This is a genomic window from Pseudomonas sp. H1_D04 (assembly GCF_054683855.1).
Genome location: NZ_CP162826.1, coordinates 4,722,978 through 4,737,582 on the forward strand (window position 1 = coordinate 4,722,978; position 14,605 = coordinate 4,737,582).

Sequence of the window (14,605 nt, forward strand, 5' to 3'; positions counted from 1 at the left end):
GTGACGACACAACGTTGGGATGACGAGAGGTGAGAATGGACGCATGGACACTGCACTGGCTGGAAGCTTCGGGCTCCCTGGCCACGCATCGCAAGGCATTGATGCAAGCGTTCGATGTCGCCTACCGGGGGATTTCCCAAGTGATGCCACCACCACGCTTGGATGTACTGATTCAACGGCTGCCCGGCGAAACCATCCCGGAGTTGGGCCTGGTTGGTCGCGCTTATCGCAGCACGATGTTCTCCCTGACCCTGGACCCCGATAACCCAAATTTCGCCACGAGCCTCGAAGGCGGCGCAATGAGTCGACATGTGGTGCATGAGGTGCATCATTGCCTGCGCATGGCTGGGCCGGGGTATGGCTGGACGCTGGGGGAGGCGCTGGTCAGCGAAGGCCTGGCAGGCAGGTTTGTACAGCATGTGCTGGGCAGCGAAGCCGAGGCGTGGGAGAGGGCGTTCAGCCTTGAAGCGCTCAGGCGTTTTCCTGCACACCTTAGCGAGCTTGAGGCGACGTACTACGATCACAGCGCCTGGTTTTTTGGCACCGGCGACAAGCCTCGATGGCTGGGGTATGCCTTGGGTTATCAGATGGTCGGATTATGGTTGGCGTCGGTAGGAGCGCCTGATGCAGATACGTGGCTCAACGTTTCAGCCAAAGACATCCTGGCGATCGCGGCTGAGGAGGGCCTGGTGATTCGTGCCTGACGAGGACCGACGGACAAACTCAGCAGGTTTGCCTGCTTTCAGCGCGGTCGCACGTAGACACCTTCCTATCCAACACCGCGCAAATTTGTAGCAGCTGTCGAGCCCCGGCGAGGCAGCGTCCGCCGCGACTCGAGTCTGAATCGGCAGCGCGCCTGACGCAGCCTCGCTTGCAGCTCGGCAACTGCTACATGCGATCACCTGACATTAAAGCGTGTCGGGGCTTGGCTGACATCAAACCGTCATCTCCCCACCACCTTCCTGCCACATTCCCCCGTTACTGTCCTCGCCAATGAGATCGATCTCAAGCGAGTAAACATGACTGACCTGAAAGACGTTGCGCGGCTGGCTGGCGTATCCCGCGCGACCGCCGCCCGCACTTTTGCCTCTCCCGAGCAGGTGCGCCCGGCGACCCGTGAGCAGGTGTTCGCCGCCGCCCGTGAGTTGGGGTTTCGGCCCAACCTGCTCGGCCGCCAACTGCGCCTGCAAACCACCCAGTTGATCGGCGTGGTAGTGCCCAACCTGCTCAACCCGGTGTTCGCCGAGCAGTTCCAGGCCATGGAGCGTGCCGCGCGGTTGCGTGGCTACAGCCTGGTGCTGGCGACCACCGACTACAGCAGCGAGCGCGAGTGCATTGTGGTGGAAGAACTGCTGCGCCAGCGCGTCGATGGCCTGGTGCTGACGGTCACCGATGCCGAAAGCAACAGCGTGCTCAGCAGCCTGAATACCGAACAAACCCCGTTCGTGCTGGCCTATCACCAACCGAGCAACCCCAACTACAGTGCCGTGTCGGTGGACAACCGCGCGGGCATGGCCTTGGCCACGCGCTACTTGCTGGAGGCCGGTCATCGACGCATCAGCATGGTCGCCGGCCCCGCCTTGCAGTCCGACCGCGCACGCCTGCGCTATGCCGGTTACTGCGACGCGATGAAGGAATACGGCCTCAAAAGCCGCGCGGTGATCGAAATGCCCGCGCATACCCAGGCCGAATTCGCCGCCATCCAGCCGTACCTCAACGGCCCCGACGCCCCCAGCGCGCTGGTGTGTTCCAACGATTTCCTGGCTATCAGCCTGATCGCCGAGCTGCGCCGCAATGCCTGGAATGTACCCGGGCAGTTGTCGGTGATGGGCTTTGACGGCATCGCCCTCGGCACCCAGATGCACCCGACCCTGTGCAGCGTGGTGCAGCCCATCGCGCTGCTGGCCAGCACGGTGATTGACCAACTGCTGGCGCAGATCGCCGGGAATGCCCCGGTTTCCCATTGCCTGCCTTGCCATATCCGGCCGGGCGAAAGTACCCAACCCTTTGAGGAGTCCCTTGATGCGCGCATTCAGTAAAACCCTGGCAGCCGTGCTGCTGTGCGGTGTGGCCAGCCTGGCCCAGGCCGCCGAAACGGCTATTTGCTACAACTGCCCGCCGGACTGGGCCGACTGGGGCACCCAGCTCAAGGCCATCGCTGCCGACACGGGTGTGCAGGTGCCGCTGGACAACAAGAACTCCGGCCAGTCCCTGGCGCAACTGGTGGCCGAAAAGGCCGCGCCGGTCGCGGACGTGGTGTATTACGGCGTGACCTTCGGCTTGCAGGCGCAAAAGGCCGGTGTGGTCGATGGCTACAAACCCAAGGGCTGGGAGCAGATCCCCGCCGGGTTGAAAGACCCCGCCGGCCAGTGGTTTGCGATCCACTCCGGCACCTTGGGCATCATGGTCAACGTCGATGCATTGGGTGGCTTGCCGGTGCCGCAAAGCTGGACCGACCTGCTCAAGCCTGAATACAAAGGCATGGTCGGCTACCTGGACCCGTCCAGCGCCTTCGTCGGTTATGTCTCTGCCGTGGCGATCAACCGCGCAATGGGCGGCGACCTGGACAACTTCGCCCCGGCCATCGACTACTTCCAGAAGCTGGCGAAAAACGCCCCCATCGTGCCCAAGCAGACCGCCTATGCGCGGGTGCTGTCCGGCGAGTTGCCGATCCTGGTGGACTACGACTTCAACGCCTACCGCGCCCGCTACAAAGACAGCGCCAACGTCGCCTTCGTGATCCCCAAGGAAGGCAGCATCAGCGTGCCCTATGTGATGAGCCTGGTGGCCAACGCGCCGCACCGCGCCAATGGCGAGAAGGTGCTGGACTTCGTGCTGTCGGACCAAGGCCAGGCACTCTGGGCCAAGGCTTACTTGCGCCCGGTACGCCCGGTGAACATGCCGGCCGACGTCGCCGCGCAGTTCCTGCCCGACAGCGATTACGCCCGCGCCGGCGTGGTGGACTATCAGAAAATGGCCGCTGTGCAGGAAGCCTTCGCCGCCCGTTACCTGAACGAGGTCAAGTAAGTGGCTGCATCGGCAAAACAGGCGGCCTGGGCGCTGGCCCCGGCCTTTGCGGTGCTGTTCGCATTCTGGCTGTTGCCGCTGGCGCACTTGATGGTGCTCGGCGCCGAAAGCCGCGACAGCCTCGGCAGCGGCTATTGGCAGGTGCTCAGTAGCGCGCAGTACCTGGGCAGCCTGGCGCAGACTTGCGTGCTGGCGATCGTGGTGACGTTCACCGCGTTGTTGATCGGTGGCATCAGCGGCGTATTCCTTGCGCGCCAGCAGTTTTTCGGGCGCTCGGCGTTGGTGGCCTTGCTCACGTTTCCCCTGGCGTTTCCCGGGGTGGTGGTGGGCTTTCTGGTGATCCTGTTGGCCGGGCGCCAGGGGTTGCTGGCGTCCCTGGGCCTGCAAGTGGCCGGTGAGCGCTGGATCTTTGCCTACTCGCTGGCCGGGCTGTTTGTCGGCTACCTGTACTTCTCGATTCCCCGGGTGATCCTCACGGTGATGGCCGCGTGCGAAAGCCTCGACCGCAGCCTGGAAGAAGCGGCGCATTCGCTGGGGGCAGGGCACTGGCGGGTGGTGTGCGACGTGATCGTGCCGGGCCTGGCGCCAGCGTTGGCGTCCTGCGGCGCGATTTGCTTCGCCACGTCCATGGGCGCCTTCGGCACCGCGTTCACCTTGGGCACGCGCCTGAATGTGACCCCGGTGGCGATCTACAACGTGTTCACCAACTACGCCAACTTTGCCGTCGCCGCCGCGTTGTCGGTGGTGCTCGGCGCGGTGACCTGGGCGGTGTTATTGCTCACGCGGCGCCTGGTGAAAAATGCGGGGACGGTCTTGTGAAACGCTCATCTCTGTTTGTGATTCAACTGCTGTTCACCTTGCTGGTGTGCGCGTTCATGTTGGTGCCGGTGCTGATGTCGTTGCTGGCCGGGTTGACGCGCAATTTCTTCGTCGGCCTGTCCAGCGGCCTGACCTTCGACTGGCTGATCCAGGTCTGGCAGGCCTATTCGCCCACCGTATGGCTGTCGTTGCAATTGGCGCTGGCGTGCGCGGTGTGTGTCTGCGTGATCGGCGTGCCGGCGGCGTATGCGCTGGTGCGCATGAACAACCGCTTCAGCCGTGCCTTCGAAGAACTGATGGTGTTGCCGGTGGCGATGCCGGGGTTGGCCAGTGCGCTGGCGTTGCTGCTCACCTACGGCCAGTTCGGCACGTTTCGCAGCAGTTGGCTGTTCATCCTGGTGGGCCATGTGCTGTTCACTTTGCCGTTCCTGGTACGTCCGGTGATGGCGGTGATGCAACGCCAGCAACTGCCGGTGCTGGAAGAGGCGGCGGCTAGTTTGGGCGCCGGGCCGATCAAGCGCTTTTTCAGCGTGGTGGTGCCCAACTGCCGGGCGGGGATTCTGGCCGGCGTGCTGATGGTGGTGACCTTGTCGTTGGGCGAATTCAACCTGACCTGGATGCTCCACACACCCATGACCAAGACATTGCCCGTGGGCCTGGCCGACAGCTACGCCTCGGCGCGCCTGGAAATCGCCAGCGCCTACACCCTTATCTTTTTGCTGATGATCGTGCCGCTGCTGATTGCGTTGCAGGCCATCAGCGCTCGTTTGTCCCGTGGAGAGCGTCGATGACCGCTATCACTATTCGCCTGCAAGGCTGTCGCAAGGCGTTCGCCGACGGCACCGTGGCTGTGCATGATCTGAACCTGACCGTTGAAGGCGGTGAAACCCTGGCGATCCTCGGCCCGTCCGGCTGCGGCAAGACCACCACCTTGCGCCTGATTGCCGGCCTGGAACGCCCGGATGTGGGTCAGGTTTTTTTCGGCACCGACGACGTCACCCGCCTGCCCATCGAGCGCCGCGACGTGGGCATGGTGTTCCAGAACTACGCGTTGTTTCCCAACCTCGATGTGGCCGGCAATATCGTCTACGGCTTGAAGATTCGCGGCATGGCGCCGCTTGCGCGGAACAAGCGCTGCGAGGAATTACTGGAGCTGGTGGGCCTGCAACAGCATGGCAAGCGCAGCATCCACGAATTGTCCGGTGGCCAGCGTCAACGCGTGGCCTTGGCCCGTGCCTTGGCGCCGCGCCCTAAAGTGCTGTTGCTGGACGAACCGCTGGCCGCCCTGGATGCGCAATTGCGCGAGCGCTTGCGCAGCGAGCTGAATGAACTGCTGCGCGGCCTCGGTATCACCTCGGTATTTGTCACCCACGATCAGGGCGAAGCCATGGCCCTGGGCGATCGTATCCTGGTGATGGAGCACGGCCGCGTCGCGCAATTGGCCAGCCCACGGGAGATCTACCAGAAACCGGCCAATGCGTTCGTCGCTGGTTTTGTCGGCAACCTCAATGCCTTTGCCGTTACCTCGCGAACAGCCCATGGCCTGAAAGTCTGCGGCGGCGAATTGCCGTGGCAGGCCGCCGACGTGCCTAACACGGTGTACTGCCGCCCCGAACACCTGCGGGTGATGGAGAGCGAAGGGCACTTGCACGGCTATCTATTGGCGCAGTTTTTCCAGGGCGCACAAAGCCGCCTGCTGGTGGATGTAGGCGGCCCGCAACCGCTGCTGGTGGACAGCAGCGACAACCACCTGTACGCCGTCGGCGCGCCGATCGCCCTGGCGATTGCGCCGCACATGTTGTTCACCCTGAATGCGTGAGAGTTTGCTTGTGAATCGTCCGTTTCTTGTTGCGCAAATCAGCGACCTGCACCTTAAAGCCGGCCAGCGCCTGACGTATGGGGTGGTCGATACTTTGGGCGCGCTGCGCCGTGCCGTCGACCATTTGAACGCCAGCCAACCCCGGCCCGATATCGTGGTGGTCAGCGGTGACCTGGTGGACTTCGGCCGCGCCGATGAATACGCCGTGCTGCACCCCGAACTCGCGCGCCTGCACATGCCGTGCTACCTGGTGCCCGGCAACCACGACACACGCGGTCCGTTGCTTGAGGCATTCCGTGATCACGCTTATTTGCCGTCGTCGGCAGAGGGGCCGTTGGACTGGGTGGTGGACGAGCATCCGCTGCGCTTGATCGGCCTGGACTCGACTATCCCCGGTGGGCATGGCGGCCAGCTACTGGACAGCCAATTGCACTGGTTGGACGCGCAACTGGCACGACGCCCGGACGCGCCGACGTTGCTGATCCTGCACCATCCGCCGTTTATCAGCGGCATCGGCCATATGGACCGCGAAGCTTTTATCAACGCCGCCGCACTGGAGCGCGTCGTGGCGCGCCACCCGCAAGTGGAACGCCTGCTGTGCGGGCACCTGCACCGGCCGATGCAGCGACGCTTTGGCGGCAGCTTGAGTTGTGTGTGCCCCGGCACCTCCCATCAGATTGTGCTGGACCTGCAAGACGCCGCGCCCGCGCATTTCAACCTGGAACCGGCGGGGTATTTGTTGCATCGCTGGGATGCGCAACACGGCTTGATCAGCCACAACGGCGTGTTCGGGGATTACCCGGGGCCGTACCCGTTTTATGACGCTCATGGATTGATTGACTGAGGTTTACGGAGGTTTCACTTCACTCAACTAGCTAACAACTAAGTAACTGAACAACCGTTAATGCCCCGGCCAACGTCACGTTTGGCCGACGGTATCCTGCTGCCCATTTTTTGCGCCCGGAACTTGGATTCCGCGCCGGAGTTCGTCCTGATGAAAGCCACGTTGAATGTATTAAGTGTATTGACCGGCAGCCTGGGCATTGCTCTGAGCCCCTTGGCGTCTGCTGACTTTTTGAGCGACAGCAAAGCCAACTTGAGCATGCGTAACTTCTACTTCAATAACGACAACCGCGACGGCACGGCGGCACCGTCGAAGACCGAAGAGTGGGGCCAGGCCTTTATCCTCAACTACCAGTCGGGCTTCACTGACGGCACCGTCGGTTTTGGCCTGGACGCCATCGGCATGCTCGGCGTGACCCTCGACAGCAGCGCCGCGCGCCATGTCGGCAGCTCGATGATCCCCACCGAAGACGGCAAGGCCACGGATAACTGGGCCCGTGGCGGCGCGACCGCCAAGGCACGCTTTGCCAAGACCGAAGCGCGCTACGGCTACCTGCGCCCGAACCTGCCGATCCTGGTGAGCAACGACGGCCGCCTGTTGCCGCAGTCGTTCGAAGGCGGGCAAGTCACCAGCAAGGACATCGACAACCTGACCCTGGTCGGCGGTCAGCTTGAGCACACCACCGGTCGCGGTTCCAGCGACCGCAGTGGCCTGGCCGCGGCGGGCGGTACCCAGGAAAGCAATAAATTCACCTACGCCGGCGCGGACTACCAACTGACCAAGGACCTGATGGTCCAGTACTACTACGCCAACCTCGAAGACTATTACCAGCAACACTTCGCCGGGTTGATCCACGTATTGCCGTTGGGCGAATACGGCTCATTGAAAACCGACCTGCGCTACTTCAAGACCAGCTCCGACGGCAAAAACAGCAGTGCTGCCGGCCGTGCCGAGGGCTACAAGCTGGGCGGCTATACCAAGAACGGCAACGGTGAAATCGACAACAACACCTGGAGCGCCGCGTTCATCTACTCCCTGGGCCCGCACGCGATCACCGCCGGCTACCAGCAAGTCTCGGACGACAGTAACTTCGCCCAACTCAACCAGGGCGGCCTGGTGAACAAAGGGGAGGGCGGTGCCAGCCTGTACCTCTACACCGACCGTACCGTGCAGACCTTCATCCAGGCCGGTGAGCGCACCGCCTTTGCCCAGTACGCCTACGACTTCGCGTCGCTGGGTGTACCCGGCCTGAAGGCCTCGGTGATGTACCTTAAGGGCGACCACATTCTTACCGCCAGCGGCAACGACGCCAGCGAGTGGGAGCGGGACATCTCGTTGGATTACGTGGTGCAGAGCGGCACGTTCAAGAACGTCGGGTTCGGCTGGCGTAACGGCGTGTCACGCAGTGAAGTGGCGCGGGACCAGGACCAGAATCGGGTGTTTGTGAGTTATTCGATTCCGTTGATGTAGTACAGCTGAGCGCCTCACCTCTGTAGGCGCGAGTGGGCGCTCAGTGATCGTGCATGCGTTGCGGTGTCATCGCTGATCTGATGAAAACCGCAGCGCAGATAAAATGCTGCGGCTTCGGGTGTATCGGTAGATAAGCGCACGTCGTGGAATTTCAGCGTGGCGTAATCCAGCAGTGCTTGAACCAAGGCCTTACCCACGTCTCGCCCTCGCATTTGGGGAGTCACGTATACCCGGCGCAGCCGGCCCACGGTTGAGCCGGCGTAGGGATCACGGGAAACGCCGCCGACTGCAATCAGTTGCTCCTGGTAAAACACGCCCAAAAGGTACTCGCCCGGTTGTTCGAACCGATTGGCGCCTGTTTCCCACTCTGTGATCAGGCGCGTGAGGAACCTGAACCCTTCGGCAATGGCTTGCGCTTCCAGCGTGTGGATCTCGTCTGGGAGTTCTTCCAGTCTACGTATCGAAGGGGCTTCGCTGGAGGGCTTCATAGGGACTCTCTGTGTGGGCATTGAGCGTTCGACCTCATAGCTGATTGCGCCCCAAAGACAACTGCCTTGGGTAATGACATCCCTGTAGGGACCTATCCGAAATAGCGTGGCGGGCACTGTACCTGTGGCGAGGGAGGCGTGCTCAAACCACCCGGTTTCTGCCCGCGGCCTTGGCCTCATACAAACACATGTCCGCGCGTTTGAGCAGTGCCAGGGAGTCACGGTCCGAAGGCTCGGCCACGCCCACGCCGATGCTTACGGTCAGACGGCCTACGGTGGGAAACACTGCCGCCTCGACGGCCGCGCGGATTTTTTCGGCGACCACGTCGGGGCTGTCCGGCGCTTCGACTTCCGGCAGCAGCACGGCGAATTCTTCCCCGCCATAACGCGCCACAAAGTCAGTGGCGCGCGTCGTACTTTCTATCAGCGCGGCGAGTTGGCACAGCACATCATCGCCAATGGCGTGGCCGTAGGTGTCGTTGACGCGCTTGAAGTAATCGGCATCGATCAGCAGCAGGGCGAAGGTGCGGCCGGTACGCTGGAACAGCAGGCTGTTCTCGGCGAGTTTTTCATCGAAGCGGCGACGGTTGAACACGCCGGTGAGGGCATCGTGGGTGGCCAGTTTCAGCAGTTCGGCGTTGGCCTGGGTGAGGTCGGCGGTGCGTTGGGCGACAGTGGCTTCCAGGGAGGCGTTGGCTTCCTGCAGCTGGCGTTCCTTGGCCAGCAGCGCTTGGGTCATGCCGGTAAGCGAACGGCCCAGTTGGGCGATTTCCAGTACCGAGTGCTCCTGTGGAAACACGGCGCCGGGCTGGTGCTCCTGGACTTGCTTGGCGGATTTGGCCAGTTGTTCGATAGGGCGACTGAGGGAGGAGGCCAGGTAATACGCCGCGACCATAAACGCCACGGCGGCGAGTACACCGAGTATCAGCAGTTTGTAGAGCAGCGTGCGCGCCGGTTGCAGGGCCACATCCAACGGCTGGCGCACCATGATGTACCAAGTCATTTTTGCGTTGGAGGGGCTGGGCACCGCGACCGAAGCGGTCACAAAACCGTCCGCCGTGGACCAGCCGGAAGGCGTGACCAGCTTGTCTTTAGGCATCTGCTCGCCGGCCAGCAGTTCGGGATAAAGTACCTTGCCGTCGAAGTCGACAATCAGCGCCTCGATATCAGGGATGGCGTCCTTCTGCATCACTGCCGAATCGACGATTTGCGTCACCCAGCGCCAGTGCGCATGGGCCCCCAGCACGCCGATGGTCTCGCCCTTGGCGTTATGGATAGGCTCGGCGAAATCAATAAAACGCAACAGCTCGCCGTTGGCCGCCCCTGGCAGCAACTTGGCCAGCAGCACCGCCTCATGGGGATCGCCGGTGTACTCGCCAAGCAGACCGGCCTGGAACCATGGGCGCTGGCTGACAGATTGATTCACCAGCAGCCCATTCACCGCCTGGCGCACACGGCCGTCGGCATCGGCGACGCCCATCCACGCGTACTCGGCGCGAGACTGGGTACGCAGCTCCATCAGCGTGAGGATGTCCGGCTCGTTCAAGTCACCCTTGCGAAACAGCGGCGCTTTGCTGAGCAGGGTCACTTCCAGCTGACGCTCGCGCAGTTGCACGGCCAACAGCGCAGCCGTGGAGCGCGCTGTGCTCAACAAAGCAACGCCGCTGGCCTGCTTCATCTGCCCAGTTGCGATGTGCCCCACATAAAAGCCCACGCTCAGCAAGGTGAGCAGGGATAAACCGGCAAACCATAAGGTCAGGTGACTGCGCAGGCTGGCTTTGATCATGGGTGCTCATTTGAATGTATTGTTTGCGAGCATAGTACCCGCAATGAATGAGTGCCGTGTCGGCTAAAGGCAAGCTTCAACATGAGCGAAACTTGTGCTGATCTAAAATAGAATGAGTTTGTCTCACTATGATCAATTCCCGACAATGACTGCCATACATAACGACATTGGAGTTGTAAGTCATGGCTGTCGCTCATTCCCTGGGATTTCCGCGCATTGGACGCGATCGTGAACTTAAAAAAGCGCAGGAAGCGTTCTGGAAGGGTGAGCTCGACGAGGACGGCCTGCGCGCCGTTGGCCGTGACCTGCGCAAGACCCATTGGGCGTTGCAGAAACAGGCCGGTATTGAGTTGCTGCCCGCTGGCGATTTCGCCTGGTACGACCAGGTGCTGACTCACTCGCTGATGTTTGGCGTGATCCCTGAGCGCTTTCGCCCGGCGGATGGCAAGGCCACCCTGCAAACCCTGTTCGGTATGGCGCGGGGTGTCAGCGACAACTGCTGCGGCGGTGCCCACGCCCAGGAAATGACCAAGTGGTTCGATACCAACTACCACTACTTGGTGCCTGAATTCAGCGTCGACCAGCACTTCCATCTGGGCTGGGATCAACTCTTCGAAGAAGTGCAGGAAGCTCTCGAACTGGGCCACAACGTCAAGCCGGTGGTGATTGGCCCGTTGACGTACCTGTGGCTGGGCAAGGCCAAGGGCGGCGACTTCGACAAGCTTGATCTGCTGGAGCGCCTGCTGCCGTTGTATGGCCAGATCTTCCAACGCCTGGCGGACCTGGGCGTGGAATGGGTACAGATCGACGAGCCGATCCTGGTGCTCGACCTGCCACAAGAGTGGAAAAACGCTTTCGAACGCGCCTATAACCTGATCCAGCGCGACCCATTGAAAAAGCTAGTGGCGACCTACTTCGGTGGTCTGGAAGAGAACCTCGGCCTGGCCGCGAACCTGCCAGTGGATGGCCTGCACATTGACCTGATACGGGCGCCGGAGCAGTACCCGACCATCCTCGACCGGCTGCCGGCGTACAAGGTGCTGTCCCTGGGGGTAGTGAACGGACGCAATGTATGGCGCTGCGACCTGGAAAACGCCCTGGCGACCTTGCAGCATGCTCATGAAAAACTCGGTGATCGCCTTTGGGTGGCGCCGTCCTGCTCGCTGCTGCACAGCCCGGTGGACCTGGGCCGTGAAGACAAGCTGGATGCCGAGTTGAAAAGCTGGTTGGCCTTCGCTGTGCAGAAGTGCGCCGAAGTGGCGGTGCTGGCCCAGGCGGTCAACCAACCTGAAGCGCCCAACGTGCTTGCTGCTCTGACGCACAGCCGCACGGTGCAGGCCGCACGCGCCGCTTCGCCAAGAATCCACAAACCGGCCGTCCAGGCACGTGTTGCCGCCATTACTGCCAAGGACAGTCAGCGCCACTCGCTGTTTGCCCAGCGTATCGAGCAACAGCGCGCTGGCCTCAAACTGCCGTTGTTCCCGACCACCACCATCGGTTCGTTCCCGCAAACAGCCTCGATTCGCCTGGCGCGCCAGTCATACAAGGCTGGCAAGTTGAGCGAGGCCGAATACGTCGAAGCGATGCACAGCGAAATCAGGCACGCCGTCGAAGTGCAGGAAAACCTCGGCCTGGATGTGCTGGTGCATGGTGAAGCTGAACGTAACGACATGGTCGAGTACTTCGCCGAGCAACTGGATGGCTACGTGTTCACGCGCTTTGGCTGGGTCCAGAGCTACGGTTCGCGTTGCGTGAAACCAGCCGTAATTTTCGGCGACCTTAGCCGTCCGAAGGCGATGACCGTGGAGTGGATCCGCTATGCCCAAGGCCTGACCCACAAGGTCATGAAAGGCATGCTGACCGGTCCGGTGACCATGCTGATGTGGTCGTTCCCCCGCGAAGACGTGAGCCGTGAAGTGCAGGCCCGCCAACTGGCCCTGGCGATTCGTGATGAAGTGGTGGATTTGGAAACCGCTGGCATCAAGATCGTGCAGATCGACGAAGCCGCGTTTCGCGAAGGCCTGCCGTTGCGCCAGGCACAGTGGCAGCACTACCTGGATTGGGCCACCGAAGTGTTCCGCCTGTGCGCCTCTGGCGTGCGTGACGACACCCAGATCCATACCCACATGTGCTACAGCGAGTTCAACGATGTGATCGAGTCCATCGCAGCGATGGATGCCGATGTGATCACCATCGAAACCTCACGTTCGGACATGGAGTTACTGGACGCGTTTGAAGCCTTCGCCTACCCGAATGACATCGGCCCGGGAGTCTACGACATCCACTCGCCACGGGTGCCCGATGCATCGGAAATGGCTAACCTGCTGCGCAAGGCAGCCAAGCGGATCCCGGCCGAGCGGTTGTGGGTGAACCCGGATTGCGGCTTGAAGACGCGTGGCTGGCCGGAGACTGAGGCGGCGCTGATTCATATGGTCACTGCGGCGCGTCAACTGCGAGCGGAATTGGCGTAACGCGGTTAAAAATGTGGGGCGAGGTTTGCTTTCGATGGCGGTTTGTTGGTGTGCATATCCGTTTCTGCGGTCACGGCTGGTATTGGTTCCGCCCTTACGGCGGGTCACTTTGGAAAAGCCCCAAAGTAACCAAAGGGCTCTTGCCCCAACACTCGGCACCTCGCCTAGGCTCGGTGTGCCCTCACTCCGGCTTGAATCCGTGGGCCGCCGCGATGGGCCATCCATGGCCCAGCGCGGCTAACCCGGCGTCCTGCCGGGTTACCCACGGATTCAAGCCTGCGTTCGGCCAGCGTGTTTGACGGGGCGCCTGAGATCAAGATCAAAAGCGCAGATCAAAAGAACGCTGACTTCGTCAGCGAAAAGGATGTAAGAGCAAAGGCAAAGGCAAAGGCAAAAGCAAAAACAGAGCAAAAACAGAGCAAAAGCAGATCAAAGATAGGGTGAGGCCTATCTGATATGGGGAGATCAAAATGTGGGAGGGGGCTTGCTCCCGATGGCAGTGGAACAGTCACAGCTGCATCAACTGACACACCCTCATCGGGAGCAAGCCCCCTCCCACATTTGGACGGAGTTCGGCTTAAGAATCCGGTCGCCGTAAGGGCGAAACCGTAAGCCGCCGTTATCGCAGCAACGGATATGTACTCAGCCAGCATCCTGACTCGGAGATATCGAAGTCAGGGCCTGTAGCATCGCCACACTGCCCCTCCCACAATTAAATATACGCTCAGAGGTATTTGAGCCACGCCAGATCCCTTCGACGCGCCTTCAGCCCGGCAAACCAGCGCACTGGTACGTAAAGCGCCAGCGGCAGCAACAGGGCCGCCAGCCATACGGCACCGATGCTGTCGAACCCGAAGTAGTTGCCATGGTTGAGGCCGAACGCCGCCACACACGCTACATACAGCACTTTCAGCACGTACAGGTGCAGCAGGTAAAAGAACATCGGCGCTGCACCAAACACGGCCAATACTCCGATCCAACGTTTATGCCCCGCGCGCTCAAACGCCAACAGCAACAACAGTCCAATCCCCAAGGTCAACGCCAGGAACAACAACGAAGGCGGGTACTTGGTCACGTTGAAAAAGCTCATCACCGTTTGCACGCCGCTCTCGTACGTCTGCCAAGGCTTCTCGCCGTAGCCGTTGACCGCACGCAACATCACAAACCCCATCAACGAACCCGCACCGGCCAGCAACAGATGGCGCTGGCGCGCTGCAGGCACGGTGGCATTGGCGAACCACGGACCGATGCTGTAGCCCAGTGCAATCACACCGATCCACGGCAACACCGGATAGGTAGTGCGCAAGCGCAGGTCGGCGGACACGTCGATCCAACTGCGTTCATGCAGGATTGCCCACAGATTCTGCAGCGCCGAACCTGGAGCAAAGTGCACGCCATCCAGCAGGTTGTGCCCGCCGATGATCACCAGCGCCACGATGATCAGCAGCGGGCGCGGCAGCCACACGAGGGCGGCGAGGGCGATCATGCTGATGCCAATCGCCCAGATTACTTGCATGTAGATCACGCTCGGTGGGAGCTGGAAGGTCCAGGCAAAGTTGACCAGGGTGAATTCCAGCACCACCAGGAACAACCCGCGCTTGAACAGGAACGCCGACACATCGCGGCGGCCTTGGTATTTCTGGCCGTACAAAAACGCGGATAACCCCGTGAGCAAGACAAACACCGGCGCGCACAGGTGGGCGAGGGTGCGGCTGATAAACAGCGCAGGTTCGGTGTTGTCGATGCTCATCGGGTCGCCGACCTGACGGTGCAGCAGGAAGGTTTCGCGAACGTGGTCGAGCAGCATGAACAGGATCACCAGGCCGCGCAGGGCGTCGATGGAGAGCAGGCGTTGACGGAGGGGAACAGCATCGGTCATGG

The 14,605-nt window shown here is 61.5% G+C and carries 12 protein-coding genes; 9 read left to right on the forward strand and 3 right to left on the reverse strand.

Annotated features, from left to right (window positions below):
- The first annotated feature begins 35 nt into the window (after nt 1–35).
- The 8 genes from AB4N82_RS21955 to AB4N82_RS21990 all read left to right on the forward strand — a co-directional run bounded on the left by AB4N82_RS21955 (nt 36) and on the right by AB4N82_RS21990 (nt 7,979).
- A complete protein-coding gene (locus AB4N82_RS21955; protein WP_099602703.1) occupies nt 36–704 on the forward strand; it encodes a DUF2268 domain-containing putative Zn-dependent protease in 669 nt (222 codons plus the stop codon).
- A gap of 315 nt (nt 705–1,019) precedes the next feature.
- Nucleotides 1,020–2,039, forward strand: a complete 1,020-nt coding sequence (locus AB4N82_RS21960) for a LacI family DNA-binding transcriptional regulator (RefSeq protein WP_032889511.1) — start codon at nt 1,020–1,022, stop codon at nt 2,037–2,039.
- Nucleotides 2,023–3,027 (forward strand): ABC transporter substrate-binding protein, encoded by a 1,005-nt coding sequence (locus AB4N82_RS21965; RefSeq protein ID WP_122764139.1) that lies wholly within the window; start codon nt 2,023–2,025, stop codon nt 3,025–3,027. The genes AB4N82_RS21960 and AB4N82_RS21965 overlap by 17 nt, the downstream gene beginning before the upstream one ends.
- Nucleotides 3,028–3,846: an ABC transporter permease gene (locus tag AB4N82_RS21970; RefSeq protein ID WP_122753951.1), complete on the forward strand. Its 819-nt coding sequence runs from the start codon at nt 3,028–3,030 to the stop codon at nt 3,844–3,846.
- Entirely contained in the window at nt 3,843–4,637 is a 795-nt protein-coding gene (locus AB4N82_RS21975; RefSeq protein ID WP_099602706.1) for an ABC transporter permease, read from the forward strand. The genes AB4N82_RS21970 and AB4N82_RS21975 overlap by 4 nt, the downstream gene beginning before the upstream one ends.
- Nucleotides 4,634–5,665 carry an ABC transporter ATP-binding protein gene (locus AB4N82_RS21980; RefSeq protein ID WP_032889503.1) on the forward strand — a complete coding sequence of 344 codons (1,032 nt, stop codon included), beginning with the start codon at nt 4,634–4,636 and terminating at the stop codon, nt 5,663–5,665. Before AB4N82_RS21975 ends, AB4N82_RS21980 begins: the two co-directional genes overlap by 4 nt.
- A 10-nt stretch (nt 5,666–5,675) precedes the next feature.
- Nucleotides 5,676–6,509, forward strand: coding sequence for a metallophosphoesterase (locus tag AB4N82_RS21985; RefSeq protein WP_122764168.1), 834 nt, complete (start codon nt 5,676–5,678; stop codon nt 6,507–6,509).
- A gap of 150 nt (nt 6,510–6,659) precedes the next feature.
- Entirely contained in the window at nt 6,660–7,979 is a 1,320-nt protein-coding gene (locus tag AB4N82_RS21990) for an OprD family porin (RefSeq protein ID WP_032890006.1), read from the forward strand.
- A gap of 14 nt (nt 7,980–7,993) precedes the next feature.
- On the opposite strand, the gene AB4N82_RS21995 is transcribed toward AB4N82_RS21990, so the two are convergent.
- Entirely contained in the window at nt 7,994–8,467 is a 474-nt protein-coding gene (locus tag AB4N82_RS21995) for a GNAT family N-acetyltransferase (RefSeq protein ID WP_099602707.1), read from the reverse strand.
- A 142-nt stretch (nt 8,468–8,609) separates the two neighbouring features.
- Nucleotides 8,610–10,253: a sensor domain-containing diguanylate cyclase gene (locus tag AB4N82_RS22000; RefSeq protein WP_122756504.1), complete on the reverse strand. Its 1,644-nt coding sequence runs from the start codon at nt 10,251–10,253 to the stop codon at nt 8,610–8,612.
- 182 nt (nt 10,254–10,435) lie between these two features.
- Between AB4N82_RS22000 and metE the strand changes: the two genes are divergently transcribed.
- Complete coding sequence (metE, locus tag AB4N82_RS22005) at nt 10,436–12,724, forward strand: 5-methyltetrahydropteroyltriglutamate--homocysteine S-methyltransferase (protein WP_032889497.1); 2,289 nt, start codon at nt 10,436–10,438, stop codon at nt 12,722–12,724.
- A 724-nt stretch (nt 12,725–13,448) separates the two neighbouring features.
- On the opposite strand, the gene AB4N82_RS22010 is transcribed toward metE, so the two are convergent.
- Nucleotides 13,449–14,603, reverse strand: a complete 1,155-nt coding sequence (locus AB4N82_RS22010; RefSeq protein ID WP_122764141.1) for a DUF1624 domain-containing protein — start codon at nt 14,601–14,603, stop codon at nt 13,449–13,451.
- Between the last annotated feature and the right edge of the window lie 2 nt (nt 14,604–14,605).

Bases quoted from the DNA above. Each gene is read 5' to 3' on its own strand.
- AB4N82_RS21955 (WP_099602703.1), top strand. From the start codon at position 36: ATGGACGCATGGACACTGCACTGGCTGGAAGCTTCGGGCTCCCTGGCC.
- AB4N82_RS21960 (WP_032889511.1), top strand. From the start codon at position 1,020: ATGACTGACCTGAAAGACGTTGCGCGGCTGGCTGGCGTATCCCGCGCG.
- AB4N82_RS21965 (WP_122764139.1), top strand. From the start codon at position 2,023: ATGCGCGCATTCAGTAAAACCCTGGCAGCCGTGCTGCTGTGCGGTGTG.
- AB4N82_RS21980 (WP_032889503.1), top strand. From the start codon at position 4,634: ATGACCGCTATCACTATTCGCCTGCAAGGCTGTCGCAAGGCGTTCGCC.
- AB4N82_RS21990 (WP_032890006.1), top strand. From the start codon at position 6,660: ATGAAAGCCACGTTGAATGTATTAAGTGTATTGACCGGCAGCCTGGGC.
- AB4N82_RS21995 (WP_099602707.1), bottom strand. From the start codon at position 8,467: ATGAAGCCCTCCAGCGAAGCCCCTTCGATACGTAGACTGGAAGAACTC.
- AB4N82_RS22000 (WP_122756504.1), bottom strand. From the start codon at position 10,253: ATGATCAAAGCCAGCCTGCGCAGTCACCTGACCTTATGGTTTGCCGGT.
- metE (WP_032889497.1), top strand. From the start codon at position 10,436: ATGGCTGTCGCTCATTCCCTGGGATTTCCGCGCATTGGACGCGATCGT.
- AB4N82_RS22010 (WP_122764141.1), bottom strand. From the start codon at position 14,603: ATGACCGATGCTGTTCCCCTCCGTCAACGCCTGCTCTCCATCGACGCC.